Origin of the sequence: Sphingomonas sp. HMP9 (assembly GCF_013374115.1) — a bacterium.
Taxonomy (GTDB): domain Bacteria; phylum Pseudomonadota; class Alphaproteobacteria; order Sphingomonadales; family Sphingomonadaceae; genus Sphingomonas.
In genome coordinates this window covers 263,510-289,091 of record NZ_AP022673.1, presented here as the reverse complement: position 1 = coordinate 289,091, position 25,582 = coordinate 263,510, and the positions used below count along the sequence as shown (strand labels likewise).

Genomic DNA, 25,582 nt, shown 5'->3' with positions numbered 1-25,582 from the left:
ACGCTCGGGCAGCAATCGGATCGACGTTGCTCAGTACGATTGAACGCTACTTCGCGACCACCGCCGGCATGAAGATATAGCCATTGCCGCGAACCGTCCGGATGATCTCGGTCGGATCGAACGCCAGCAGTTTCCGCCGCAACCGGCTGATATTCACGTCGATGGTGCGTCCCCGCGCCATGCTCTCGGTCCGCCCCGACCGGGCGATCATGGCGTCGCGCGAGTGCACCGTCTGCGGCTCCGAGACGAACGCGGCGAGGAGTTGATACTCGCCGTCGGTCAACCGGATGACCGACGCGTCGGGCGCGTGGAGCACGCGCATACGGCAGTCGAGCGTCCACCCGGCGAACGCGAACGTGTCGATCGCGCCCCCGTGCGCGCCCGGGTGCGCGCCCTCGACGACCGAAGGAACCTTCGCCGCTCCACCGCTCCCCCGCCGCCGCAGCACGGAGCGGATACGCGCCAGGATCTCGCGCGGACTGGAGGGCTTCGTCACATAGTCGTCGGCACCCAGTTCGAGCGCGACCACGCGGTCGATCTCGCCGCCGAGCGCAGAGAACATGATCACCCCCGGCGCGCCAACCCCTTGCGCAAGCGTCCGCAGGACCGACAGCCCGTCTTCGCGCGGCATCATCATGTCCAGCACGATCAGGTCGCACGGCGATTGCCCCAATCGCTTCCGCAGCGCCGCCCCGCTGTCCACCGCCTCCGCGAGCAGCCCGTGATCCACCAGGAACTCGGTCAGCAGGTCGCGCAGGCCCGGATCGTCGTCGACGATGACGACACGTGCCGCCTCCGCTTGCGTCGTCTCGCTGGTGGTGAACGCATTCCCATCGGGAACGTACGAAGCAGGGCCGGGCAAGCCGTGATGGTTCGCGATCATGGCCGCCGCATGGACCCGCCGTTTGTCCGGTATGTTTCCGACAACCGGCACGATCGTCGAAACGGTTTCCTAGCACGATGCCCGCCACGATGGTTGTACGGAGCGCCGGTCGGCGCTAGCGGCATTTGGCATGTCGATACCCGCAAAACCGCATGTCAAACCGCTGAATTGGCTCCAGCCTTTGCCGGGTCTGCGGATCCTGAAACGCGGTGACGTGCCGATCACGCGGGTCCAGATCTATGGCCAGCGGTGTAGCGGGACCAACCTCGTCACGCGCGCGATCGAGGCGAACATGCCGACCGCGACGATCACCGAGGATTTCGGCTTCAAGCATTGGTTCGTGCCGCCGCAGACGCTGTTCGTAAAGGATACGCTGGTGCTGGTCGTCGCACGCGACGCGTTCGACTGGGCGCGCAGCCTTCACCGCCAGCCCTGGCACGCGCATCCCGACCTGAAGGCGCAGCCTTTCGACACGTTCATCCGCAGCCACTGGCACAGCTATTGGGACGATCATTTCGGCCATATCGAGCCGGGGCATCCAATGCAGGGCGACGAGATGCTGCACGAGCGCGATCCCGAAACCGGCGAACGCTTTGCCAATTGCATCGCCAAGCGGACTGCAAAGCTTCGCCACTGGGCGTCGCTCACCAACCGCGCGCACAACGTCGCGCTGCTCGGCTATGACGCGTTCGCGCGTGATCCCGCGGCGTTCGTCGCAGCCTTGGGCGCGGCGACCGGCATCGCCTGCCGCGAGCCGTTCGTCCCGATCACCAGCTACAAGGGGCAAGGCCATGCCCCCTATGTCCCGACCGCATATCCCGAACTCGCGCCCGCCGATGCCGAGCACATCACCGCATGGCTCGATCCGGAGACCGAAGCGGCATTCGGACTGAACGCGACCTATGCTGATCGACATCAATCGCCTTCGGAGAGCGTATCGGTACAGACGTCGGCATGACCAAGCCGATCACGTTCTTCATCCATCATCAGGGTCGCGGGCACGCCAACCGCGCGATGGCGATCATTCGCGAGCTGCCGTCCGCGCGCGCGGTGACGATCCTGACCGCCAAGCCGTCGCTGTTCGACGGGTTCGAACGCTCGATCACGATCGCCGCGCTGCCCGACATGATCGGCGCGCCCGTGCCGACCCCCGGCCTGTTCGCGCAGGCGACGCCCGAAGTGATGCACTGCGTCCCGCTCGGCGTCGCGAAGACGCGCGCGACGATGCGGACGATCATCGACCATCTGGATGACGTCGATCCGGCGCTGTTCGTGGTCGATGTCTCTGCCGAGATCGCGCTGCTGGCCCGGATCGCGAGCGTGCCCGCGATCAGCATCAGGATGCACGGCGATCGGCTCGATCCCGGCCATCTCGGCGCATACCAGGCAAGCGTTGGCCTGCTCGCGCCATTCGGCGAGGCGCTCGAACAGGCGGACACGCCGGACTGGGTCCGCGCCAACACATGTTATGCAGGCGGGCTTTGCACCACCGTTGACCCCGTCCCGACCAAGGCAGAGGCGCGCGCCAAGCTCGGCCTCGACCCGACCAAGGAAATCATCGTCGTCCTGACCGGCGGTGGTGGCGCGGGCACGCCCTACGCCCCGCTGACGATGGCGGCGCGCGCGGTGCCGGATGCGCTGTGGCTGGTGCTCGGGCCGGTCCACCGCGAGGGCCATGAGACCGACTTCGGCAATCTGGTCGAACTTGGCTGGGTTCCGGGCGTCACCGACCACATCGCCGCTGCCGACGTGGTCATCGCCTCGGCCGGCGACAACACCGTCCACGAGATCGCCCGCGTCGGCCGACCGTATGTCTGCGCGCCCGAATGGCGGTATTTCGGCGAACAGACCCGCAAGGCGGAACGACTGGCGGAACTGGGCGCGGCGATAGCATTGCCGTCATGGCCCGGCGCGCTGGCACCGTGGCGCGGTATCCTCGACGCCGCCAAGGCGCTCGATCCGATCGCGCTCGCCGACCTGTACGATGCGGATGCGGCCAAGGTCGCCGCGGACTATCTGGAAGGGCTTGCGGTTTCGTTGTGGACGGCGGCTTAGGGCTTAGGCGTTAGTTCGATCCTCCACCGCCAGGGGGGGGTGGCTGGCACTTGCCAGTCGGAGGGGGCGGTAAGCGATACCGTCTGTTCCGTGTCCTCCCCCTCCGTCGCCTTCGGTGCCACCTCCCCCTGACGGGGAGGATCGAGATGGTGGGCCCTTTCTGAACCATACCCCCCGCAGGATTAGCTGAACAAAACCTCCGGCGGCATTTTCGAGGCGGTTACCTCGTCCGCAGTCGGCGCCCGGAGCACGGTAATCGTATCCGCATCCCAAGCGATCAGCCCTCGCTCGGCGAAATGCCCCAGCCAATAGTCCATGCACCACCGCCCCCATGTCTCGCGGAACAGTCGCGCGTTCCGGATGATCGCGTCGAAATGCTGATAGGCCGGCGTGTGGACGACATGATGCTGGTGATACGCCCGCGCGCCGCCGACCCACCACATCGGCACGCCAGCATGCTCCAGCCGCGCCGCGAAGTCGGTTTCCTCGCCGCCGTACCCGACATAGCGCTCGTCCATCCCCCCTGCCCGCGCCCAGTTGGCCGCGGAGATCGCAAACGACAGGCCCCACAGTTCGCCATGGCTTGGCGTCGGTCGTATTTCGTCCGACGCGATCGGCGGCTTGGCGGGATGGCGTACGCCGACCCCGTCGAGCACGGGCCAGTCCAGCCCGGCATCCACCGCGCCGACCGGAAGATACAGCACCTCCCCCAACCGGATACCGCCCGGCGCGATCGCTGTAGCCGCATAGCGTTCAATCAACGTCGGCGAAGGAATGCAGTCGACGTCGAGGAAGATCATTTGATCCCCGCTGGCGGCCTCCGCTGCCCGATTGCGCGCCGCCGCCAGCGGCATCGCATCGCCCTCGACAAACACGGCGCGCACCGGAAAATCGGTGGGCGGGAGATCGGCATGCGGCGCGTCCTGCATATACGCGATCACCAGCTCGTCAGGCTTTCGGGTCGCTGCATTGAGCCCGGCGATCAGGTTCACCAGATGCGCGCGGCGACCGCGTACCAGCGTCAACACGCTGACCGTCGAGGCGCTCACGATGCTTTCCGGAGTCCCTCGACGCCGATCCCGGCTGCAGCATCGCGGAAGAACGCGACACCTTCGATCACGCCGCGCGCATGATGGCCGATCGCGACATAGCCGTGCGCCAGGTCGGCCCGCGATCCCAGGCCGTCCGAATAATTGCCGACGATAATCGCGTGGCGCGACGAACGCAGCATCTCGATATCGTTACCGCTGTCGCCCGCGACGATCACCTGCCGCGGTTCGAGACCGAGGCGGCGGCGGACATGCTCGACCGCCGTCCCCTTCGATGCGGCATGCGGCAGGATATCGAGGTACCGGCCATGGCTCTGGATGATCGAGCAGCTATGGCCATGTTCGGCCAGCAACGCCCGCACCCGCTCGGCTGCCGCCATGTCGCCATCCGCGAAATAGCTGAGCTTGAACCGGCGTTGTTCGAGCGGGCTTTGCGGCGTCAGTCCGGCATATTGCCCCATCAGCGCGGCGACCGCGTCGCGGTCCCAGCCGGCGGCGATGATGCCGTCCCATTCGGTGTCGCGGTCGTACACCGCACCGCGCACCGTCCGGTAATAGATCTCCGACCCGACCGAGGTAATCAGGATCTCGGGACGTGGCGCATCATGCTGCCCCAGCACCGCCATCGCGCTGTGGAAGCTGCGCCCCGTGGCGATCGCGAACGCAACGTCGGTCTGCGCCTCGTGCCATGCGGTGAAATCTTCGACACCCGCGGCACAGCCGATCAGCGTCCCGTCGATATCCGACACCAGCAGCAACGCCGGCGCGCGATCGGCGACTGCCGGTGCCGACGCGCCAACCACCTCTTCGAGCAACCTGGTATAGAGCTGCACGTGACGATCCCAGTCATACGCGCGGATCGCGACCGACCCCGCGGCCGAATAGCGGGACCATAGAGCCCGATCGTCGAGGATCTTGAGGATCGCCTCGGTGATCGCGGTCGAGGAGCGCGGGTCGACGAGGATGCCGTTGCCGCAGGTCTCGACGATATCGTTCGGCCCGCCGCTGTCGGTAGCAACCACCGGCAGGCCGCTTGCCGCCGCTTCGAGCAGGGTGAGCCCGAACGGTTCGTTGAGCGCCGGATTGACGAAAATGCCGCGCCGGGTACGGGCATGCGCGTAGACGGCGGCGATATCGTCGGGCCGGTGCTGCTTGGGATAGGAGACCTTGCCGTACAGATCGTAGCGGTCGATCAACTGGAGCAGTTCGGCGATGTTGTCGCGGATCTCCGGCTCCAGCGTCGCGCTGTCGTCGCGCGTGCCCGCCAGGATCACGAGGTTCGCCGCGGCCTGCAGCGCGGGCGAGCGGCCATAGGCATGGACGAGCGCGGCGAGGTTCTTCTTCGTCACGGGCCGCGCGATCGCCAGGATCACGGGCTTGGCGGGATCGTCGAGAAACCGGTTTATCAGCGCGTCGACGCGCGCATCGGTTCGGCAGTTCGCGAACTGCTTCAGGTCGCTGCCCGGTGCGAACACGCGGATCCGACCCGGATCATACGCGTCGTAATCGGCATATTGGACCTCCGCCTCGTCCCGCGACGAGGCGATGATCGCGGCCGCGCTGGCGATCGCTTCTTCCTCGATAGCGATCCGGCGATCGATGCCCGCGGTCTCCGCACATTCGCGATCGAACGCGGCGCGCTTCACGCGGCCCAGCGAGTGCGCCGTGAAGACATACGGGATGCCGGTCCGTGCCGAAACGCGCGCTGCGACAAGCCCGGCATCGGCGTAATGCGCGTGCATGACCTCTGGCACGCGATCGAGCGTGGCGATGTGCACGACCAACGCCTCGACCAGGCTGTCATGCTCGGTCCACAGGTCTTCCTTGACCAGATACGCATCGGATGCGGTGAAGAGGCGGACGATTCGGGTGGTACCGTCGATCGTCTCGATCGGCTCGGCATAGCATTCGGCATAGGCGGCATGGTGGAAGGCGCGAGTGACGATCTCCATCCGGTCGATCGCCGGGTTGCGGCCGCTGGCAGCGACGAGATCGAGGAGATAACGGATATGCCCCCCGGTATCGGCGGTGATTCCGTATTCGACGTCGGTTGCGCGTAAACACCCCTGCAACGCGATATGTAGTACGAACACCCTTCCCCCGTTCATCTGCGATTCATTTGAGGAACCGCTCGCGGGGTTGCCGAGTTCCGGCGAAATGACACTTAAAACTGTTGTGTTGACGCAGGTTAGCACATTCTACTCGCCATACGATTTGCCGTGCGACCTGGCATCGTGAGGATCGCTCTACTTACCTGGGCGTATCCCCCTGAAAAGAGCGGACTTACCCGTGCAGCGAGGGAAATTGCGCAGTCGCTGGCGGGTGCAGGCCATGACGTCAGCGTCTTTGCCATGGATCGGTGCCAAGACAGTCGCGACGGCCGGGTTTCGGTCTTCGGTTGCGGCTTGCGGGAAGGATCGGTCGTGGCACGGCTCCGGAACGTTGCCGGGATCGGGCACCTCGTGGCACCGTTCGCGTTCCGCCGCGCGGTCGCCCGCGAGCACCGCCGCGCGCCCTTCGACGTGGTCGAGGCGACCAACTGGTACGCGCCCGGCCTGGCGATCGCACTCACCGGCCCCGCACCGCTGGTGACCCGCAACTCCACGCCCGCCGCGACCTCGGCCGAGACGGTGACGAGCCTGCGCGATCGGTTCGATCGCCGCGCCGCGATGCTGGCAGAGCGCATTGCCGCGCGGTTCAGCAAGGCGCTGATCTCGAACACGCAACTGCACGGCGACAAGATCGCCGCGCTGTACGGCGTCGCGGCCCCTGGGACGGCCTCAGGGCACGCGGTGATCGGACTGAGCCTGCCGCCGGAGATCGTCGCGCGCGGCACAGCGGCGACCTACCCGCTCGGCGAACCGATCGAACTGCTTTTCGTCGGCCGTGACGAGCATCGCAAGGGGTTCGACGCGTTGATCATGGCGCTCAGGATCCTGTCGCGCCGTGCCGACGCGGGCATGCCCGATTTCCGGCTGACGATCGTTGGCGTGCAGGCCAAGGACGTCGGCGCGATCCCCGCATCGGTCCGCGCGCGCCTGACCTGCCACCACCGCGTCAACGAAGCCACGCTGCACGACCTGATGGAAGCCGCGCACGTGATCGTCGCGCCCTCGCGGTACGAGAGCTTTGGACTGGTGTATCAGGAGGCGATGATGTTCGGCCGCCCGGTCGTCGCCTCTGCGGAGGACCCCAGCGCGCGGCTGTTCATCGGCGAGAGCGGCGCCGGATTGCTGGCGAAGACCTGCACCGGGGACGATCTCGCGACGCAGGTCCAGCGGATGATCGAGGACCCCGGATTGCGCGCGCATTATGCCGCGGCGAGCCGTCGGGCCTCGGGGATGTTCACGCGCGACACACTCGCCGCGCAGACCATCGCAGTCTATCGCACCGCGGCAGGATCGAAGGCGGCAAGCAGCAACGTCTCGTCCTCTGGCCGCCCCGCGCCGGTCGACATCACCTCGTAGATCCGCGTCCGCTCGCGCACCCGCTCGCCGTCGAGCCGGTGTTCGAGCGCACCGGCCAGTGCCAGCGAACTCTCGAGGAACGGCACGACCGGCCGCTCGTGGACACGGCCGGCGAAACGGATGTCGCTGCGGTTCAGGCGGTACTGGATGTCCGGATAGGATGCGGACTGCACCCCGTCGACAAGGTTGCGCCGCGGCAGGCCAAGCGAGCGCAACCCGTCGCAATCCGCCGCCGCGACCAGCCAGCCGAGCGCGTCAAGCAAGGCTGCATCGGGGCGCTCGTCGGTGTCGATCTGCAACACCCAGCGGGTCTGCATCATGTCTTGGAGGCGATTGCGTTGCGCGGCGAAGTCGCCCGCGAGAGGGTGATGGGCGACCTCGATCCACGGGAGCCGTTCGGCAAGGGCACCGGCGTCGTCCGACGTGCCATCGAGCAGGACGACGATCCGGGTGAAGTCGTCCCGGAAATCGGTGGCGATCGAGACGATGTCGTCCGCGTCGGCGGGGCGCGCCATCATGCCGAGCCCGATCTCGTGGGGCACCGATGTCGCAGGGGTCGCACGCGCGCGGGCGGGCCGATCATCGGGGGGAAAGCGGACGGTATCGGGAGCCACGACGATCGGCTCGACCTCGAACCCGAACCGCCAAGCGGCGTTGCGCAAGCCGGCAGCGTCGAGGGTCCAGCGGTCCGCCGGGTCGCGCACCAGATCGACGGTGCCGCCGTCGAGCCGGGCGACGATGTCGCGCGCCACCGCGCCGACGTCGTTCACATCGCGTACCAGCAGGCGGCAATGGCTACATTCGGACCATGCGTCGCGCGCGATCCAGTCCCAGTTCCCGCAGATCGAACATCGTATTTGCATGATCCCGGCAACCCACAGCGTGAGGGAGCGGTTCCCGAGCCGCTATCCGGCACCTGGGCACCCGGTTTGTACCAACTTCCGCTGTCATCCTGACGAAAGTCAGGACCCAGGGTAACCCGCGCCGTCTTCCGTGGCTCTGGGTCCTGACTTTCGTCAGGATGACGGGAAGAGGAAGCAGAACCGATCTGCCCTCAATACCCCAGCGAGTGTGCCAACATCAGCAACAGCCAGTACAACCCGCCCGACAACAGCATCGCCACTGGCAAGGTCATGACCCAGGCCAGCGCCATGTTCATCACCGTACGCCGCTGCAACCCCGCACCGTTGGCGACGCTCGCGCCCGCGACGCCTGACGACAGGATGTGCGTGGTCGACACCGGCATGCCGTATCTCACCGCCAGCAGGATCGTCGCCGCGGCGACCAGCTCGGCCGACGCGCCCATGCCGTAGGTCAGGTGAGTCTTGCCGATCCGCTCGCCGACCGTGACGACGATCCGCTTCCATCCGACCATCGTGCCCAGCCCCAGCGCCAGCGCGACGGTCACCTTCACCCAGGTCGGAATGTACCGCGTGCCCTGTTCGAGCCCGCTATCATAGCTTTTGAGCGTCGTGATCTCCTGCGCGGTGAAGCGGCTCTGCGCGGACGTGTCGGCGGCGATCAGCTTGGTCGTATCGAGCACGAGGTACATGTCGTTGCGCAGGTTCGGCGTCGCCGCGGCCGGCACCTTGCCGAGCGAGCCATAGCTTTCGATCCGGCTCGACACGTCGTCCGACAATGTCGCCAGCGCGCCGTAGATGACCGGGTCGGCGACATGCTTGGCTTTCAGCGCCTGCGTGACCTGCGCACGCGCGGTACCGACGTCGACCGGCGTACCATCGGCGTGCGCGCGGTACGCGGCCGATGCGGATTGCGCCGTCTGCACGAACGCCGGCATCGCGCTCTCGCGCATCGTCCGGTTCAGGGCATAGGCGGTCGGCGCGCAGCCGATCAGGATGAGCATGATCAGACCCATCCCCTTCTGTCCGTCATTGCTGCCATGCGCGAAGCTGACCGCGGTGCAAGTGCCGATCAGCAGCGCGCGGATGCCGCGCGGCGGTGGCGTCTGCCCCTTGGGCGCCTCGTACAGTTTCTGGTCGCGCAGGAACCGCTTCATCACGAGCAGCAGCAACAACGCACCGACGAACCCGACGAGCGGGCTGAATGCCAGCGCGGACAGAACCTTCCAGACCTGCACCATGTCGACGCCCGACGTCCCGTCCGCGACGCCATTGATGAGCTGGTTGGCGAGGCCGACGCCCAGGATCGAGCCGATCAGCGCATGGCTGGACGAATTGGGAAGCCCGGCCGCCCAGGTTGCGAGGTTCCACACGATCGCCGCCAGCAACAGTGCGAATATCATCGCGAAACCGCCGACGCTGCCGACGTTGAGGATCAGGTCGACCGGCAACAGCGTGACGATCGAATACGCCACCGCGCCCGACGACAGCATCACGCCGAGGAAATTGAAGAACCCCGACCAGACGACCGCGAGCGGCGCGGGCATCGAGTGCGTGTAGATGACGGTGGCGACCGCATTGGCGGTATCGTGGAACCCGTTCACGAACTCGAACCCTAGCGCGATCAACAGCGCCAGCGCGAGGAACGCGAACGCCCCGCCAGCCAGGCTCTCGCCGACCTGCGCGGTGTCGAACGCGATGCTGACCCCTGCATAGGCGAGCCCGCCGATCAGCACGGCCAGGAAGATCCACCGCCCTGCCGGGTGCAGCGAATGGTCGAGCTTGGGACCGGTGTGCGGCGCCGATGTCGCACCGCTCGAATCAGCAGTCAGCGCGGCGGGTGCAAATGTGGAGGTTGCCATGGGAATTCGCAGTCGGCCCTTACGATGACAATCTTATGACAAATGTAAATCAAGCGATCGTTCGGCCTGATCTGGGACGGCGCTCTTGACGATCCTCCCCCGCCAGTTGGGGGGGCGCCGGAGGCGGCGGTGGGGGAGGACAAGGAACGGACGCGGCCCCTTTCCTCCCCCTTGCGGGGGAGGATCGTCGGAGCGTCTCTGACTAACGATCAGCCGTCCTGCGCGAGTTTACCGAGCCCCACCGATGCTCGCGAGCTGAGTCCCGCTGCGCGCGAACAAGACGGCCAGCTTCACACTGGCATCCGCGGTCATTTCCTTGCGGCACCGCTGCGCATTGGCAAGCGCGTCGAGCCCCCCGCTGCGCGGCTGGCAGGCGCTGCTGATTGCGGACCGCAGCCGGTGCTGGAACGCGGTCCGCCCGGCGTCGCTGGTCAGGTCGAGCCCGGCGCGCGACACGCGCACCGACACCGGCTCGCGCCCGGGACTAGCCGAAGCGATCGTGGAAAACAGGCATGCGCCGACAATCGTCGCCGAAGCGACGCTGATGAAAAGCTTCATGATGATGTTCCTCAATATGGTCCTGCGGTCCGCAGGACTCAGCCTGCGGGCGACGGCGCCAGCGCGTCGGGACGCCTTTCTGGATGCGGTGTCTCCGACGACGAACCACGTCGCTGCGCATGCTCTAGTCGTACTTCATGACGCCCGCGCGACGCTTTCGCGACGGTTCGAAAGCATGTGAAAACTCCATCTGGAGCGTCCGATGACATCCGGGAGACCGGTCCAGCGCGGTCATGTAGACCATCGGCATTCCCCCGCACGGTCAGCAATCTCCGCCTTGGCGCAGCGCATGATACTCAGGTGCGCCTCCGCTGAAGTTCCCTTCCTGTTCCGGCTATTGCGGATGCCGACAGGTCATACTTGCTTGCCCCATCGCCCCCCGTTCCCTACCTGTTCACCGGTGAACCAGATCGCCCACACGTCCGCGCCGCACGCCGAGCCTCCCTATCTCCGTGGCCTCAATCCGCCGCAGCGCGAGGCGGTGCTGACCACCGACGGCCCCGTCCTGATCATCGCAGGCGCCGGAACGGGCAAGACCGCGGCGCTGACCGCGCGTCTGGCGCACCTGATCTTCACCAAGAAGGCATGGCCGTCCGAGATCCTGAGCGTCACCTTCACCAACAAGGCCGCACGCGAGATGCGCGAGCGAGTCGGCGGGCTGGTCGGCGACGCGGTCGAGGGGATGCCGTGGCTCGGCACCTTCCACGCGATCGCCGCCAAGATGTTGCGCCGCCATGCGGAGCTGGTCGGGCTGCAATCCAATTTCACGATCCTCGACACCGACGACCAGCTGCGGTTGCTCAAGCAGCTCATCCTGGCCGCGGATATCGACGAGAAGCGTTTCCCGACGCGCAGCCTCGCCGGGTTGATCGACCAGTGGAAGAACAAGGGCCTCGTCCCCGCCGATATCGATGCGGGCGAGAGCGAGCGCTACGCCAATGGTCGCGGCGGCGAACTCTATGAGCAATATCAGACCCGGCTGCGCGCGCTCAACGCCTGCGATTTCGGCGACCTGCTGCTCCACATGCTCGTCATCCTGAAAACGCACCGCGACGTGCTGGGCCTGTATCAGCAGCGCTTCAAATACATCATGGTCGACGAGTATCAGGACACCAACTCGTCGCAATATCTCTGGCTGCGGCTGCTCGCGCAGGAGCGCAAGAACATCGCCTGCGTCGGCGACGACGACCAGTCGATCTATTCGTGGCGCGGCGCGCAGGTCGAGAACATCCTGAAGTTCGAGCGCGACTTTCCGGGCGCGAAGGTCATCCGTCTCGAACAGAATTACCGCAGCACCCCGCACATCCTCGGCGCGGCCTCGGGCGTGATCGCCAACAATGGCGGCCGCCTCGGCAAGCAGCTCTGGACCGAGCTCGACGTCGGCGAGAAGGTCAAGGTCATCGGCGTTTGGGACGGCCCCGAGGAAGCGCGCCGCGTCGGCGAGGAGATCGACAGCGTCCGCCGCTCGGGCAAGTCCTTGGACGAGGTCGCGATCCTGGTCCGCGCACAGCACCAGACGCGCGAGTTCGAGGATCGCTTCATCGCGATCGGCATGCCGTACAAGATCGTCGGCGGCTTCCGCTTCTACGAACGCGCCGAGATTCGCGACGCGCTCGCCTATCTGCGCGTGGTCAACCAGCCGGCGGACGACCTTGCCTTCGAACGTATCGTCAACGTCCCCAAGCGGGGCTTGGGCGACAAGGCGGTCGCGCGCATCCACCAGCTAGCGCGCGCCACCGGTACGCCGCTCACGACGGCCGCGGCCCGCATCCTCGACACTGACGAACTGACCGGCGCCGCGAAGAAGTCGCTCGGCCGCCTCGTCGGCGACATCGCGCGCTGGCGCGACATGGCAACCACGCTGCCGCACGCCGAACTCGCGCGCCAATTGCTCGACGAGAGCGGCTACACCGCGATGTACCAGGCCGAGAAATCGGTCGAGGCGACCGGTCGGCTCGAGAATCTGAGCGAACTCGTCCGCGCGATGGAGGAGTACGACTCGCTCGGCGCGTTCCTCGAGCATGTCTCGCTGGTGATGGACAACGACGGCGGCGCGCAGGATCCGCAGGTCACGATCATGACGATCCACGCCGCCAAGGGCCTCGAATACGACACCGTCTTCTGCGTCGGCTGGGAAGAAGGGCTGTTCCCCTCGCAACGCTCGCTCGACGAGGGCGGCGTAAAGAGCCTCGAGGAGGAGCGTCGCCTCGCCTATGTCGCGATCACCCGCGCCCGGCGCTTGGCCGTCATCATCCATGCCGCCAATCGTCGGATCTACGGCCAGTGGAACTCTTCGATCCCGAGCCGCTTCGTCGCCGAACTTCCCGCTGAACACACCGATACGGAAACGACGATGTCCGGCGGCGCGAGTCTCTGGCAAGCCAATTGGTCCGACCGCGCGGACCCGTTCGCCGACGTGGCGCGCGGCACGGGTCGAGGCCCGGGCTGGCAGCGCGCGGCAGGCACCGGCAGCACATTCTCGGCCAAGCCCGCCCGCGTCGTCGAAAGCCGGTCGAGCGCGATCAGCCTCGGCAACAAGGGCCGCGACGATCTCTCGCTCGGCATGCGCGTGTTCCACCAGAAGTTCGGCTATGGCAGCATCGCCGAGATCGAAGGCAACAAGCTGGAGATCGACTTCGAACAATCCGGTCGCAAGCGCGTGATGGACAGCTTCGTGACGCTCACGCCGTAACGGCATCGGACCGGAGAAGGATCAGCCGGCAGTCTGATCCGCGAGCGAGAAGATCCGCTCCATCACCGCCCATTTCGGTCCGGCCGCGTCGATCGGCGTCTGATAGACGTCCATTGCCGCTTCCCAGGACGCGACGACCGGCTGCAACGCCGGATCGGCTGCGCGCGGGAAATCGTCCTCGACCTCAGCGATCATCACGAGGCGGTCGGCGACCTGCCAGATCTCCATGTCGCGATACCCCCGCTGGACGATGTCCCGCACGACCTCGGGCCACACGGCTCCTGGCGCGTGGCGTTCGCGGTAGGCGGCGATCAGCTCTGCGTCATCGACCAGGTCAAGCGCGGTCACGATGCGATACGTCACGGTAATTCCTTCGACACGGCGTACTCCCGCGACAATAGCGCCGTCGCCTCTTTTCAAAAGTAACTTTGACTAATAAAACCGGCGAAACGCACAACGACGCGCAGGAGATGGAATGAGACTGTCCGGCAAGACCGCGGTAGTGACCGCGGCGGCACAAGGCATCGGCCGCGCCACCGCAGAACGCTTCCGCGACGAGGGTGCACGGGTCTTCGCGCTCGATCGTGACGGCGATGCGCTACAGGCGATGGACGGCGTCGAGCGGCTCGTCGTCGACCTGCTCGACGCCAGCGCGATCGCGGCGCTGCCCGCCACGATCGGCGACATCGACATTCTCGCCAACGTCGCCGGCTTCGTTGCGGCAGGCGACATCCTGCAAGGCAGCGACGATGACTGGATGCTGTCGTTCGATCTCAACGTCCATGCGATGCACCGCATGATCCGGGCGTTCCTGCCCGGCATGCTCGCGCGCGGCGGCGGCGCGATCGTCAACATGAGCAGTATCGCGTCGAGCGTGAAGGGCATTCCCAACCGCTATGCTTACGGCGCATCGAAGGCGGCGGTGGTCGGGCTGACCAAGGCCGTCGCCGCCGATTTCGTCGGCCGCGGGATCCGCTGCAACTGCGTATGCCCCGGCACGATCGAGACCCCGTCCCTGCGCGAACGCATCGTCTCGCAGGCGGGGACGCAGGGCATTTCGGTCAGCGAGGCCGATGCGGCGTTCGTCGCGCGCCAGCCGATGGGCCGCCTCGGGCGCGCCGAGGAGATCGCCGCCCTGTTCCTGTATCTTGCCAGCGACGAATCGAGCTTCACCACCGGCGCGGTCCACGTGATCGACGGCGGCTGGGTCAACTAAAGGAATCCGCATGAAACTTCTGCGTTACGGCCCGCGCGGCCAGGAAAAGCCCGGCATCCTCGATCAGGACGGTGCGATCCGCGCGCTGCCCCCCGAACTTGGCGATATCGCCGGTGACCTGCTGTCACCCGAGGGTCTTGCAAAGATCGCCGCGCTCGACGTCACGACCTTGCCCAAGGTCGATGGCGCGCCGCGGATCGGGCCGTGCGTCACGCGGACCGGCAAGTTCATCTGCATCGGCCTGAATTATTCGGACCACGCCGCGGAGAGCAACATGGACCTCCCCGCCGAGCCGGTCGTGTTCGGAAAATGGACCAGCGCGATCCAGGGCCCGAACGACGATGTCGAGATCCCGCGCGGATCCGAAAAGACCGACTGGGAGGTCGAGCTCGGCGTCGTTATCGGCACCCCTGGCCGCCATATCGCCAAGGCCGATGCGCTGTCGCATGTCGCCGGCTATTGCGTCGTCCATGACGTGTCCGAGCGCGCGTTCCAGCTGGAGCGTGGCGGCACGTGGGACAAGGGCAAGGGCTGCGATACGTTCGGCCCGATCGGTCCCTGGCTCGTCACCGCGGACGAGGTCGGCGATCCGCAAGACCTGAAGCTCTGGCTCGAAGTCGACGGCCATCGCTATCAGGACGGCACCACCGCCAACATGATCTTCGACGTCGCCACGATCGTCTCCTACCTCAGCGACTTCTGCACGCTCGAGGCGGGCGACATCATCTCGACCGGTACGCCGAAGGGCGTCGGCCTGGGCCAGAAGCCGCCGGTATATCTGCGTGCAGGCCAGACCGTGCGGCTCGGCATTGATGGCCTTGGCGAACAGACGCAGGCGATGGTCGCCGCCGCATGACGACCATCACCGGCCTCAGGACGATCGACCTTCGTTTCCCGACCAGCGCGGGGCTCGACGGGTCCGACGCGATGAACCCCGATCCCGATTACTCGGCCGCCTATGTCGTGCTGGACACGGATACCGACGGCCTCGAAGGCCACGGCCTGACCTTCACGATCGGGCGCGGCAACGACATCTGCGTCGCGGCGATCGAGGCGATGCGGCATCTTGTCATCGGGCTAGACCTCGACTGGATCATCGCGAATCCGGGGCGGATGTGGCGACATCTGACCGGTGACAGCCAGTTGCGCTGGATCGGCCCCGACAAGGGCGCGATCCACCTCGCGACCGGCGCGGTCGTCAACGCGATCTGGGATCTGTGGGCGAAGGCGGTCGGCAAGCCGGTCTGGCGCCTCGTCGCGGACATGACCCCGGAGGAGTTGGTCCGGACGATCGACTTCCGGTACCTGACCGATGCCATCACCCCGGAGGACGCGCTCACGCTGCTGACGAACCGCGCGGCGGGCAAGGCCGAGCGGATCGCCGATCTCGAGGCCAACGGCTTCCCCTGTTACACGACATCGGCGGGATGGCTCGGCTATCCCGACGAGAAGCTGCGCAGGCTCGCGCAGGAGGCGGTCGATGCGGGCTTCGACTATATCAAACTGAAGGTCGGTCGCGACCTGGAAGACGATATCCGGCGCCTGACGATCGCGCGCGAGGTGCTCGGTCCCGATCGGAAGCTGATGATCGACGCGAACCAGGTGTGGGATGTTCCGCAGGCGATCGAGTGGATCAACGCGCTGGCTTTTGCAAAACCCTGGTTCATCGAGGAGCCGACCAGCCCCGACGATATCCTCGGCCACCAGGCGATCCGGCGCGCGATCGGAGCGGTCAAGGTCGCGACCGGCGAGATGTGCCAGAACCGCATCATGTTCAAACAGTTCATGGCGGCAGGCGCGATCGACGTCGTGCAGATCGACAGCTGCCGTCTGGGCGGCGTCAACGAGGTGCTCGCGGTGCTGCTGCTCGCGGCCCAGTACGACCTGCCGGTCTGTCCGCATGCCGGCGGTGTCGGCCTGTGCGAATATGTCCAGCATCTCTCGATGATCGACTATATCTGCTTCTCGGGCACCAAGGAGGGGCGTGTGATCGAATATGTCGACCATCTCCACGAGCATTTCGTCGACCCCTGCGTGATCCGCGATGCAGCGTACATGCCGCCGACGCTGCCCGGCTATTCGATCGAGATGAAGCCCCAGTCGCTGATCGATTATCGGTTCGCCGGATGAAGCTCGGGCTCGACGGTAAAATCGTGATCGTCACGGGTGGCGGGGCCGGGATCGGCCTTGCCATCGTCCGCACGTTGGCCGAGGAAGGTGCGATCCCCGTGATCGTATCACGGAGCGCACCGGAGGATTTCACGGCCGAGCATCTGTTCGTCGCGACCGAATTGTCCGACGACGATGCGTGCGCCGCGGCCGTCGAGGCGGCGGTATCACGCTACGGCCGGATCGACGGCCTGGTGAACAACGCCGGCGCCAATGACAGCATCGGGCTCGACCGGTCACCGGCCGAGTTCCGCGCCTCGCTCGACCAGAACCTCGTCCATTATTTCGCGATGGCGCATCACGCGGTACCGCATCTGCGCAAGACCGGCGGCGCGATCGTCAACATCTCGTCGAAGACCGCGGTCACGGGACAAGGCGACACCAGCGCCTATGCGGCGGCGAAGGGCGCGCAACTCGCGCTCACCCGCGAATGGGCGGTCGCCCTGCGCGGCGACGGGATCCGCGTCAACGCGGTGATCCCGGCAGAGGTGATGACGCCGCTCTACAAACGCTGGATCGACACGTTCGACGATCCGCAGGCCAAGCTCGACGGCATCGTCGGCCGCATACCGCTCGGCCACCGCATGACCGAGGATCGCGAGATCGCCGATACGGTCGTCTTCCTGCTCTCCGACCGGGCGAGCCACACGACCGGCCAATGGCTCTACGTCGATGGCGGCTACACCCATCTCGACCGCGCGATAGACTGACAAAACCATAATCAGGAGTAGATCAATGCGCGGAACGACCGCCGACAGGAACTACGTGCCGGCGATCGTGCTGACGGTCGCGCTGTTCTTTCTCTGGGGAATGGCGAACAACCTCAACGACATCCTGATCGCGCAGTTCAAGAAGGCGTTCACGCTCACCGATTTCCAGACCAGCTTCGTCCAGCAGGCCTTCTACATGGGCTATTTCCTGCTTGCGGTGCCGGCGGCGCTCGTGACGCGTGCAAAGGGCTACAAGACGGCGATCGTCACCGGCCTTGTCCTGTACGCGGCAGGTGCGCTGCTGTTCTACCCCGCGGCGCACTATGGCGAGTATCTGTATTTTCTGGCGGCCTTGTTCGTGATCGCGTGCGGCCTGGCGTTCCTGGAGACGTCGGCGAACCCGCTGATGACCGAACTCGGCGACCCGACAACTGCGGCCAAGCGGCTGAACTGGGCGCAGGCGGCGAACCCGGTGGGCACCGTGGCGGGGGTGCTGATCGGCAAGTATTTCATTCTGTCGGCGATCGTTCACGACGAACCGACGGTCGCGGCGATGAGCCCGGCCGCGCGCGAGGCCTTTTATCGCAGCGAGGTCGTAGCGGTGCAGACGCCCTATCTGGTGATCGGCCTCGTCGTGTTGCTGTTCGCCGTCGCCGCCGCGGTGATCCGCTTTCCCGAACATCGCGCAGAGGAATCGGTCGGTGCGCCGTCGCGGTTCGTCGACGTGTTTGCCCACCCGCGCCTGATCTTCGCGACGGTCACGCAGTTCTTCTATGTCGGCGCGCAGGTCGGCATCTGGAGCTACACGATCCGCTACGCGCAGGCGAACGTCCCCGGCATGGCCGAGCACGACGCTGCCGATTACCTGTTCGCCAGCCTCGTCCTGTTCGGGATCGGCCGGTTCGTCGGGACCGCGCTGATGGGCAAGATCGCGCCCCCTCGCCTGCTCGCGATCTTCGCCGGTGTCAGCGCGGGGCTGGCCGCGATTGCAGGCCTCGTCGGCGGACAGGGCGGGCTCTACGCGCTCGTGCTCGCAAGCCTGTTCATGTCGATCCAGTTCCCGACGATCTTCGCGCTCGGCATGGACGGACTGGGGCCGCTTCGTCGCGCGGGCGCGTCGCTCATCATCATGGCGATCATTGGCGGCGCGGTGCTGACCGGTCTGATGGGACACATCTCCGATCTCGCCGGCATCGATACCGCGATGCTGGTGCCCGCGGCGTGTTTCCTGGTGGTGCTGGGGTTTGCGGTGAAGGTGGCGGGGACGCCAGCGGCAGGCAACGGTCCTCCCGCGACCATTCACTAGTCCGTTCTTCTGCGGACGCAGGAGCCCAGGGTATCATAGGGCGGCGTTCGCAATCCTGGGCTCCTGCGTTCGCAGGAGAACAGGACTGGATATTCAGACGAGGATATTCCGGTCGATCTCGGCAATCGATCGCACCCCGGTGAGCGCCATCGCGACGCGCATCTCCCGCTCGATCAGCGTAAGCAGCTGCGTAACGCCCGCCTCGCCCCGCGCCGCCAGCGCATAGAGCCAAGCCCGTCCGAGCAGCACGCCATCCGCACCCAGCGCCAGCATCCGCACCACGTCCAGCCCCGACCGAACCCCCGAATCCGCCAGCACGGTAAGCTGCCCCTTCACCGCGTCCGCGATCGCCGGCAGCGCTGCCGCGCTCGACAGCACGCCGTCGAGCTGCCGTCCGCCATGGTTCGACACGACGATTCCGTCCGCACCGATCGCCGCCGCCTCGCGTGCGTCGTCGGGATCGAGGATGCCCTTGATGATCAGCGGGCCGTCCCAGCCTTCGCGGATCCACTCGAGATCCTTCCACGCGATCGACGGATCGAAATTGCTGCCGAGCCAGCCCATATAATCGTTCAGCCCGCTCGCCTTGCCCAGCACCGGCTCCAGATTGCCGAGCTGGTGCGGCCGCCCGTGCAAGCCCACGTCCCACGCCCAGCCGGGCCGCCCCATCGCCTGCAACATCCGGCGCAGCGGCCCGCGCGGGCCCGACATCCCCGAATGCTGGTCGCGGTAGCGCGCGCCCGGCACCGGCATGTCGACCGTGAAGACGAGCGCCTTGGCGCCTTGCGCCTTCGCCGTCGCCAGCAGGTCGCGCATGAACGCCCGGTCGCGAATGACATAGAGCTGGAACCAGGTCGGCCCGGTGGGTGCCGCCTTCACCACTTCGCCGAGCGAGCACAGCGACACCGTGGACAGGCAGAACGGCACACCCGCGGCATGTGCCGCGCGTGCCGCCTGCGTCTCGCCGCGACGATGGTACATGCCCGCGATCCCGACGGGCCCAAGCCCGACCGGCAGCGCCTGATGCTGGCCGAACAGCGTCGTCGACAGATCGAGATCGGACACGTCGCGCAACACCCGCTGGCGCAGCGCGATCCCCGACAGGTCGCTCACGTTGCGCGCCAACGTCGCCTCCGCATAGGAGCCGCCATCGGCATACTCGAACAGGAACCGCGGCAGCCGTTTGCGCGCAGCCTCGCGGAAATCGAGCGTCGAGGCGATCGTCATGCGGCATCTCCCATATCGTGCGCATCGATCCCGAAGTCGCGGCGTGTGTCGTCCCTAGCAAGCCGACGTCCCCGCTAGCAACTTTCAGATATGAAAGATAGTTGTATCGACCCGCGGCGCTTGCGGCATAAGGTTCGCGACCGCAATCACGATCGCCCAGCCATGCCCCCTATCTCGCAACCGCCCAAGCCGGACACCAAGGATGCAGGCCCGCGCGTCTATTCCGCCCCTGCGCTGGAAAAGGCGATCGACATCGTCGAACTCCTTGCACGCGAGCCGAGCGGCCTGACGGTCACCGACATTGCGAACCGCCTGTCGCGGTCGATCAGCGAGCTGTTCCGCGTGATCGTGGTACTCGATCGCCGCGGCTGGCTGCACAAGGATCCCGCCAGCGACCGCTACCGCGTGACCTACAAGCTGCTCGAAACCGCCCACCGTGCTACGCCCGCGCAGGAACTGACGCATGTCGCCGCGCCGTTGATGCACGCCTTGTCTGCCGCCGCGATGCAATCCTGCCATCTGGTCGTGGTCAGTGGCACACGCGGCCTGATCGTGCTGCGCCAGGAAAGTCCCGGTCCGACCGGTTTCGCCGTACGGCTGGGCACCAGTATCGCGCTCGCGACGAATTGCTCGGGGCACGTCCTGCTGGCGTTCATGCGCGAGGATACGCGCACCACGATCCTCGACGAGACGATGGACGACGCGACGGACGAGACGCGCCGCGACCTGGACGCGCATCTCGCCGCAATCCGGGAACGCGGGCATGAATGGAGCCAAAGCAACCGCATGGCGGGCGTTTCCGACATGAGCTGCCCGATCTTCGGCTATGACGGGCGCGTCGTCGCGGCGCTGACGATCCCGTTCCTGGAAGTGATAGACGAGACGCCGCACATTGCTGCAGGCGAAGCGCTGGTTGTGCTGAAACGGACCGCGATGCAGATCTCCCAGGCGCTCGGCTGGTACGAACCGAGCGATGCCGCTTGGGTACCAAGACCGGTGGTGTGAGGCTGTTACGCGGCGTGGGGGTTCCGGCTACAGACGCCGACGCTCTACCGAAGCTCGCACTATTGTCTGCGTTGGAGCGGGTGAAGGGAATCGAACCCTCGTCACTTGCTTGGGAAGCAAAAGCTCTACCATTGAGCTACACCCGCGAACGGCAACTTACGCCTGTCGGTCCGGATCGTGCCCCGGCGTTCGATGATCGGTCGAGTGCCACAGTCCTGGCGGCGACGTCAACGCCAAATCGTGCCGCCGGTCCCTGCCCCCGGATCCACTAGCCGCGCAGGCCGAACACCTGCGAACGGTCGGCTTCGGGCACCAGTCCTTCGAGGACCGCCCAGAACCCGGATACCGCGCTCTGCCCGGCGCTCGCATATGCCTCCGCCATCCGGACCCGCGCGGCCTCGAACAACTCGCGCTCCATCGTCGAGCCCTCGGCGGTCAACCGCAACAGCCGCTGGCGCCGGTCGCGCTCGCCAGGACGCGTCTCGACCAGCTTGCGGTCGGCGAGTTCGTTCAACACGCGCCCCAGCGACTGCTTGGTGATCGCCAGCAGCGACAACAGCTCGCTCACCGTCATGTCGGGCTTGCGCGCGATGAAATACAACGCGCGGTGGTGCGCACGGCCCAGCCCCTCCTCGGCCAACCCCTGGTCGATCGACCGCGTCAGGTGACTATAGCCGAAATACAGCAGCTCCATGCCGCGGCGGAGTTCGGGCTCCCGAAGGAACAGGGGTGAGGCAGGCGACGCTGTGGCAGACATGTTGACCGGTTTAGACATCGCCCGTAGTCGTCGGCAACCCGCCACGAGAGAGATTTTCGATGTCCGCTCCAGCTTTTACGCCGTCCTCAGCCTTCCGACATGAGCCGAACGCGACTCCGGTCGAGGCGAACGAGCGGGCAAAGCGGCTGATCGATCCCGGATTCGGCCGAGTCTTCACCGATCACATGGCGATGATCCGCTACAGCGAGACCGAGGGCTGGCATGACGCGCGCATCACCGCGCGCGCGCCGCTGACGATCGATCCGGCGTCGTCCGTTCTCCATTATGCGCAGGAGATCTTCGAGGGGATGAAGGCGTATCGGCTCGCCGACGGCGGCACCGCGCTGTTCCGCCCCGAAGCCAATGCACGCCGGTTCCAGGATTCGGCGCGTCGCCTCGCGATGCCCGAACTGCCGACCGAGTTGTTCCTCGAATCGGTCGAGCGGCTGGTGAAAACCGACGCGAACTGGATCCCGGAGAACGATGGTGGCGCGCTGTACCTGCGTCCGTTCATGTTCGCGTCCGAAGTGTTCCTCGGCGTGAAGCCGTCCGCCGAGTATCTCTACATGGTGCTCGCCTCGTCGGTCGGCGCGTATTTCAAGGGCGGCGCCCCGACCGTCTCGATCTGGGTCAGCCAGCAGTACACGCGGGCCGCGCAGGGCGGCACGGGCGCGGCCAAGTGCGGCGGCAACTATGCAGCCAGCCTGCTCGCGCAGTCCGAGGCTATCCGCAACGGCTGCGACCAAGTCGTCTTCCTCGATGCAGCCGAGCGGCGCTGGGTCGAGGAACTCGGGGGCATGAACATCTTCTTCGTGTTCGACGATGGCAGCATGGCGACGCCGGCGCTCACCGGCACGATCCTGCCCGGCATCACGCGCGATTCAATCCTGACGCTTGCGCGGGCGAGCGGCATCGAGGTCCGCGAAGAGGGCTACACGATCGACCAGTGGCGTGCCGACGCGGCGAGCGGCCGGTTGGTCGAGGCGTTCGCCTGCGGCACCGCGGCAGTGGTGACGCCGATCGGTACCGTAGCGAGTCCCGAAGGCCGCTTCACGATCGGTGACGGTGCTCCCGGTGCGCTGACGATGCGGATGCGCGATGCGCTCGTGTCGATCCAGCGCGGCACGGCGCCCGACGACAACAACTGGCTGCACCATCTCGCCGATTGACGTCCGCAAGGGCTTTTCACGCGGCGCGGCCCCGCTATAAGGCCGCCTCTGTTGGGGCGTCGCCAAGTGGTAAGGCAGCGGCTTTTGATGCCGCCATGCGCAGGTTCGAACCCTGCCGCCCCAGCCAATTACAAAAACCACGCGGATCCATCGGGTTAGCGCAGCAGGCCTTAGCACAGTATCAGAACTGGCGCAGCGCGCGGGCGGGTTCGGCCCGTGCTACGCGCCATGCCTGGCTGGCAACCGTCGCGGCAGCGATGACCAGCGCGAGCGTGCTGGCGCCGACGAAATAGACCGGCGACAGGACGATACGGTCGTCGAATCCGCTCAGCCAGTGCGACATCGCGAACCACGCGATCGGCCATGCCATGACGTTTGCGAGGAGGACCGGCCTGAGGAACTGCACCAGCAGCAGCCGCATGATGTCGCTGGTCGAAGCCCCCAGCACCTTGCGGATGCCGATCTCCTTGACGCGTCGCATGGTATCGAACGCTGCTAGGCCATAGAGCCCGAGGCACCCGATCGCGACGGCAAGCACCGCGCCGGCCGTAAACAACCGCGATCGCTGGACGTCCTGGCGATAATAGGATTCGTACAGGGTCTGGTCGACCGTCGTGGCGGCCGGCGGAACCGCTGGCGCGATGCGACGCCACGTCGTTTCGAGGCGTTCCAGGACGAGTCCGGGATCGGCCGCGGTACGGATCACGAGAATGGCGCGGTAGCCACCACCCGGTTGATAGCTATAGGCGAACGCCTCGACGGGCTCGCGCGGCGTACCGAAGCGCATATCGGCAATGACACCCACGATCCTCACCGTCGCACCGTCTAGCGAAACGATCTGGCCGATCGCTTCGTCGGCTCTGTCGAACCCAAGGCGCCGAGCGGCCGTACGGTTGAGCATGATGTTCGCCACCCTGCCCGCCAAGGCCTTGCCGTCGGTGCGGCCATTGCCGATGTCGAGCGCAAAACGATCCGGCTCGAAGGCGCGACCCGCCAGCAGGCGCGCCCGGTAGGTTGCGAAGAAATGCTCGCCGACCGTCGCCTGGACGATCATCGGCGGCTCGCCTGTCGTGCCGGCACGCTGCATCTTGGCGATCGCGAACGTGCCGCCGCCGGGCACGACGCCGCTCGTCGTGATTCCTGCGACCCCGCGGGTATTGCGCATCGCGTCGACCAGCCGGGCTCGTTGCGCCCGATCGAGCGCGGGGTCGCCATACCCGCTGAGCATGATCAGCCCGTCGCGCCCGAAGCCTATATCCGCCTGCCGGACATGCCGGGTCTGGGCGAACAGCACCGCCGTCCCGATCATCAGCGCGACGGCGATGCCGAACTGGGTCACCACCAGTGCCTTGCGCAGCCGTGCGCCCGCCCGGTCGCCGCCGGGGGTCCGCGCCGCGGCGAGCACGCCCGCCGGCAGGAACCGGGATATCACGAACGCCGGATAGAATCCTGCGAGCAGCGTCACGAGCATGGTCGTCGCAACGAGCGGCGGCAGGATCCACCCCGCCCCCCAATAAACGATCGACAAGTCGGTGCCACCGATCGCGTTGACGAAGGGAAGCGCGATCTCGGCAAGCGCCAGCCCGATCAACGCCGCCAGCGTCACCGCAGCCAGGGCTTCGCCGAGCAATTGCCCGATAAGCATCCGCCGGGTCGCACCGACCACCTTGCGCATCGCGATTTCCCGCGCCCTCAGTCCTGCGCGCGCGGTCGCGAGATTGACGTAATTGACCACCGCCAGCAACAGCGCGACGATCCCCACGCCGCCCAGCACGGCAACGACCGTGCCGACGCCATCGCCAGTAAGATGGCGCCCAGCGAGCGGCACGATGCCTTCCTTCAGGAATTGACGCGCTTCGGAATTGAACCCGGGATCGGGATGGCGCCGCATGAACGCACCGATCCTGTCCGCCGTCGCAGCGTCGGGAAGCGCCAGAAACGTCACGACACCATTGCTGGTAGACTGGGAATCGTCGGCAAGTTCGGCCGGGATCGCCGCGAAAAGGGCACTGGCGTAAGTCTGGTTCTTCGGCAGGTCGGCGATTACCGCCCCGACGCGGTAGGTGCGCGCCGTCCCGTCGATCGCCACCGTCAGCGTGCGTCCGAGCGCGCTTGTCCTGCCGAAATACGTCTCCGCGACGCTCCGGGTGACGACGATCCCATCCGGGCGGGCGATCGTGCTCGCGGTATCGCCCTCTACGACGGGAAACGGAAAGACCCGGAAATAATCGCGGTCGACCAAGGCCAGTTTGCGCGTCGTGCTCGTGTTCCCGGTCAGCACCGTCGCGGTGTCGTAGGGCGTCATCCGCGCCGCGACGAGATCGGGAAATGCCGCCGTCAATTGAGCGGAGAGCGTCGGCGAGGACGGGATCTGCACCTCGGGGTTGCCAGGAAACTGGATCGTGCGATTGATCGTCCAGACCCGCTCCCACCCCGGCAGCACGCGGTCGTAGCTGGTCTCGAACCGGACGAACAACATCAGCACCAGGAACACGGCGATGCCGAGCGCGAGCCCACCGATGTTGAGGATAGCGTACAGCCGATGCCGGGTGAGCGAGCGGTACAGCGTCAGCAAGGCTGAGGACATTGATCGGCCC

Annotated in this window: 21 protein-coding genes and 2 tRNA genes; 12 read left to right on the top strand and 11 right to left on the bottom strand. The window is 66.3% G+C overall.

Translation table 11 applies throughout. The features are described 5' to 3' along the window. Positions 1–46 precede the first annotated feature (46 nt). The gene (locus HMP09_RS01360; RefSeq protein ID WP_176498865.1) at positions 47–883 is read right to left on the bottom strand and encodes a response regulator; all 837 of its coding nucleotides are present in this window, start codon (positions 881–883) and stop codon (positions 47–49) included. Between the two features lie 130 nt (positions 884–1,013). On the opposite strand from HMP09_RS01360, the gene HMP09_RS01355 reads away from it, so the two are divergent. Both HMP09_RS01355 and HMP09_RS01350 read left to right on the top strand, forming a co-directional pair. Next, positions 1,014–1,841 carry a hypothetical protein gene (locus HMP09_RS01355; RefSeq protein WP_232090527.1) on the top strand — a complete coding sequence of 276 codons (828 nt, stop codon included), beginning with the start codon at positions 1,014–1,016 and terminating at the stop codon, positions 1,839–1,841. Beyond that, positions 1,838–2,938, top strand: coding sequence for a glycosyltransferase (locus HMP09_RS01350; protein ID WP_176498864.1), 1,101 nt, complete (start codon positions 1,838–1,840; stop codon positions 2,936–2,938). Before HMP09_RS01355 ends, HMP09_RS01350 begins: the two co-directional genes overlap by 4 nt. A 182-nt stretch (positions 2,939–3,120) precedes the next feature. Here HMP09_RS01350 and HMP09_RS01345 read toward each other — a convergent pair whose 3' ends face one another. Together HMP09_RS01345 and HMP09_RS01340 are read right to left on the bottom strand one after the other, a co-directional pair. Next, positions 3,121–3,987 carry a glycosyltransferase family 2 protein gene (locus HMP09_RS01345; RefSeq protein ID WP_176498863.1) on the bottom strand — a complete coding sequence of 289 codons (867 nt, stop codon included), beginning with the start codon at positions 3,985–3,987 and terminating at the stop codon, positions 3,121–3,123. Then, positions 3,984–6,080 carry an HAD-IIB family hydrolase gene (locus tag HMP09_RS01340; RefSeq protein ID WP_176498862.1) on the bottom strand — a complete coding sequence of 699 codons (2,097 nt, stop codon included), beginning with the start codon at positions 6,078–6,080 and terminating at the stop codon, positions 3,984–3,986. Before HMP09_RS01340 ends, HMP09_RS01345 begins: the two co-directional genes overlap by 4 nt. Positions 6,081–6,206: 126 nt before the next feature. On the opposite strand from HMP09_RS01340, the gene HMP09_RS01335 reads away from it, so the two are divergent. Next, the gene (locus tag HMP09_RS01335; protein WP_332103257.1) at positions 6,207–7,454 is read left to right on the top strand and encodes a glycosyltransferase family 4 protein; all 1,248 of its coding nucleotides are present in this window, start codon (positions 6,207–6,209) and stop codon (positions 7,452–7,454) included. On the opposite strand, the gene HMP09_RS01330 is transcribed toward HMP09_RS01335, so the two are convergent. The 3 genes from HMP09_RS01330 to HMP09_RS01320 all read right to left on the bottom strand — a co-directional run bounded on the left by HMP09_RS01330 (position 7,370) and on the right by HMP09_RS01320 (position 10,734). Then, on the bottom strand, positions 7,370–8,317 hold the full coding sequence (locus tag HMP09_RS01330; protein WP_176498861.1) for a hypothetical protein: 948 nt from the start codon (positions 8,315–8,317) through the stop codon (positions 7,370–7,372). The genes HMP09_RS01335 and HMP09_RS01330 overlap by 85 nt on opposite strands. Positions 8,318–8,508: 191 nt before the next feature. Then, entirely contained in the window at positions 8,509–10,176 is a 1,668-nt protein-coding gene (locus HMP09_RS01325; RefSeq protein WP_176498860.1) for an inorganic phosphate transporter, read from the bottom strand. 228 nt (positions 10,177–10,404) lie between these two features. After that, positions 10,405–10,734 carry a UrcA family protein gene (locus HMP09_RS01320; RefSeq protein ID WP_176498859.1) on the bottom strand — a complete coding sequence of 110 codons (330 nt, stop codon included), beginning with the start codon at positions 10,732–10,734 and terminating at the stop codon, positions 10,405–10,407. Positions 10,735–11,143: 409 nt separating this feature from the next. On the opposite strand from HMP09_RS01320, the gene HMP09_RS01315 reads away from it, so the two are divergent. Then, positions 11,144–13,426: an ATP-dependent helicase gene (locus HMP09_RS01315; RefSeq protein WP_232090910.1), complete on the top strand. Its 2,283-nt coding sequence runs from the start codon at positions 11,144–11,146 to the stop codon at positions 13,424–13,426. A 21-nt stretch (positions 13,427–13,447) separates the two neighbouring features. On the opposite strand, the gene HMP09_RS01310 is transcribed toward HMP09_RS01315, so the two are convergent. Further along, positions 13,448–13,789, bottom strand: coding sequence for an L-rhamnose mutarotase (locus tag HMP09_RS01310; RefSeq protein ID WP_197942446.1), 342 nt, complete (start codon positions 13,787–13,789; stop codon positions 13,448–13,450). Positions 13,790–13,901: 112 nt separating this feature from the next. On the opposite strand from HMP09_RS01310, the gene HMP09_RS01305 reads away from it, so the two are divergent. From HMP09_RS01305 to fucP, 5 genes are read left to right on the top strand one after another with little or no spacing between them, the layout of a single operon-like run. After that, the gene (locus tag HMP09_RS01305) at positions 13,902–14,642 is read left to right on the top strand and encodes an SDR family oxidoreductase (protein ID WP_176498857.1); all 741 of its coding nucleotides are present in this window, start codon (positions 13,902–13,904) and stop codon (positions 14,640–14,642) included. A 10-nt stretch (positions 14,643–14,652) separates the two neighbouring features. Next, positions 14,653–15,498 carry a fumarylacetoacetate hydrolase family protein gene (locus HMP09_RS01300; RefSeq protein WP_176498856.1) on the top strand — a complete coding sequence of 282 codons (846 nt, stop codon included), beginning with the start codon at positions 14,653–14,655 and terminating at the stop codon, positions 15,496–15,498. Continuing rightward, positions 15,495–16,772 (top strand): L-fuconate dehydratase, encoded by a 1,278-nt coding sequence (locus tag HMP09_RS01295; protein WP_176498855.1) that lies wholly within the window; start codon positions 15,495–15,497, stop codon positions 16,770–16,772. Before HMP09_RS01300 ends, HMP09_RS01295 begins: the two co-directional genes overlap by 4 nt. Further along, entirely contained in the window at positions 16,769–17,521 is a 753-nt protein-coding gene (locus tag HMP09_RS01290; RefSeq protein ID WP_176498854.1) for an SDR family oxidoreductase, read from the top strand. The genes HMP09_RS01295 and HMP09_RS01290 overlap by 4 nt, the downstream gene beginning before the upstream one ends. A gap of 25 nt (positions 17,522–17,546) precedes the next feature. Next, positions 17,547–18,827 (top strand): L-fucose:H+ symporter permease, encoded by a 1,281-nt coding sequence (gene fucP / locus HMP09_RS01285; RefSeq protein ID WP_176498853.1) that lies wholly within the window; start codon positions 17,547–17,549, stop codon positions 18,825–18,827. 93 nt (positions 18,828–18,920) lie between these two features. Here fucP and lldD read toward each other — a convergent pair whose 3' ends face one another. Further along, positions 18,921–20,054, bottom strand: coding sequence for an FMN-dependent L-lactate dehydrogenase LldD (lldD, locus tag HMP09_RS01280; RefSeq protein WP_176498852.1), 1,134 nt, complete (start codon positions 20,052–20,054; stop codon positions 18,921–18,923). A gap of 162 nt (positions 20,055–20,216) precedes the next feature. On the opposite strand from lldD, the gene HMP09_RS01275 reads away from it, so the two are divergent. Next, entirely contained in the window at positions 20,217–21,059 is an 843-nt protein-coding gene (locus HMP09_RS01275) for an IclR family transcriptional regulator (RefSeq protein ID WP_176498851.1), read from the top strand. Positions 21,060–21,131: 72 nt separating this feature from the next. On the opposite strand, the gene HMP09_RS01270 is transcribed toward HMP09_RS01275, so the two are convergent. Both HMP09_RS01270 and HMP09_RS01265 read right to left on the bottom strand, forming a co-directional pair. Beyond that, positions 21,132–21,205, bottom strand: a tRNA-Gly gene (locus tag HMP09_RS01270). A gap of 122 nt (positions 21,206–21,327) precedes the next feature. Continuing rightward, entirely contained in the window at positions 21,328–21,816 is a 489-nt protein-coding gene (locus HMP09_RS01265; RefSeq protein WP_232090525.1) for a MarR family transcriptional regulator, read from the bottom strand. 59 nt (positions 21,817–21,875) lie between these two features. Between HMP09_RS01265 and HMP09_RS01260 the strand changes: the two genes are divergently transcribed. Together HMP09_RS01260 and HMP09_RS01255 are read left to right on the top strand one after the other, a co-directional pair. Next, entirely contained in the window at positions 21,876–22,985 is a 1,110-nt protein-coding gene (locus tag HMP09_RS01260) for a branched-chain amino acid aminotransferase (RefSeq protein WP_176498849.1), read from the top strand. Positions 22,986–23,037: 52 nt separating this feature from the next. After that, positions 23,038–23,112 (top strand) — tRNA-Gln (locus HMP09_RS01255). A 54-nt stretch (positions 23,113–23,166) separates the two neighbouring features. Here HMP09_RS01255 and HMP09_RS01250 read toward each other — a convergent pair. Further along, positions 23,167–25,572, bottom strand: coding sequence for an ABC transporter permease (locus HMP09_RS01250; RefSeq protein ID WP_176498848.1), 2,406 nt, complete (start codon positions 25,570–25,572; stop codon positions 23,167–23,169). Positions 25,573–25,582: the final 10 nt, after the last annotated feature.

What these genes read in the sequence shown, in the direction of transcription:
- HMP09_RS01360 (WP_176498865.1), bottom strand. Translation starts at nt 883, where the DNA reads ATGATCGCGAACCATCACGGCTTGCCCGGCCCTGCTTCGTACGTTCCC.
- HMP09_RS01355 (WP_232090527.1), top strand. Translation starts at nt 1,014, where the DNA reads ATGTCGATACCCGCAAAACCGCATGTCAAACCGCTGAATTGGCTCCAG.
- HMP09_RS01350 (WP_176498864.1), top strand. Translation starts at nt 1,838, where the DNA reads ATGACCAAGCCGATCACGTTCTTCATCCATCATCAGGGTCGCGGGCAC.
- HMP09_RS01330 (WP_176498861.1), bottom strand. Translation starts at nt 8,317, where the DNA reads ATGCAAATACGATGTTCGATCTGCGGGAACTGGGACTGGATCGCGCGC.
- HMP09_RS01325 (WP_176498860.1), bottom strand. Translation starts at nt 10,176, where the DNA reads ATGGCAACCTCCACATTTGCACCCGCCGCGCTGACTGCTGATTCGAGC.
- HMP09_RS01320 (WP_176498859.1), bottom strand. Translation starts at nt 10,734, where the DNA reads ATGAAGCTTTTCATCAGCGTCGCTTCGGCGACGATTGTCGGCGCATGC.
- HMP09_RS01305 (WP_176498857.1), top strand. Translation starts at nt 13,902, where the DNA reads ATGAGACTGTCCGGCAAGACCGCGGTAGTGACCGCGGCGGCACAAGGC.
- HMP09_RS01300 (WP_176498856.1), top strand. Translation starts at nt 14,653, where the DNA reads ATGAAACTTCTGCGTTACGGCCCGCGCGGCCAGGAAAAGCCCGGCATC.
- HMP09_RS01295 (WP_176498855.1), top strand. Translation starts at nt 15,495, where the DNA reads ATGACGACCATCACCGGCCTCAGGACGATCGACCTTCGTTTCCCGACC.
- HMP09_RS01290 (WP_176498854.1), top strand. Translation starts at nt 16,769, where the DNA reads ATGAAGCTCGGGCTCGACGGTAAAATCGTGATCGTCACGGGTGGCGGG.
- fucP (WP_176498853.1), top strand. Translation starts at nt 17,547, where the DNA reads ATGCGCGGAACGACCGCCGACAGGAACTACGTGCCGGCGATCGTGCTG.
- lldD (WP_176498852.1), bottom strand. Translation starts at nt 20,054, where the DNA reads ATGACGATCGCCTCGACGCTCGATTTCCGCGAGGCTGCGCGCAAACGG.
- HMP09_RS01275 (WP_176498851.1), top strand. Translation starts at nt 20,217, where the DNA reads ATGCCCCCTATCTCGCAACCGCCCAAGCCGGACACCAAGGATGCAGGC.
- HMP09_RS01265 (WP_232090525.1), bottom strand. Translation starts at nt 21,816, where the DNA reads ATGTCTGCCACAGCGTCGCCTGCCTCACCCCTGTTCCTTCGGGAGCCC.
- HMP09_RS01260 (WP_176498849.1), top strand. Translation starts at nt 21,876, where the DNA reads ATGTCCGCTCCAGCTTTTACGCCGTCCTCAGCCTTCCGACATGAGCCG.
- HMP09_RS01250 (WP_176498848.1), bottom strand. Translation starts at nt 25,572, where the DNA reads ATGTCCTCAGCCTTGCTGACGCTGTACCGCTCGCTCACCCGGCATCGG.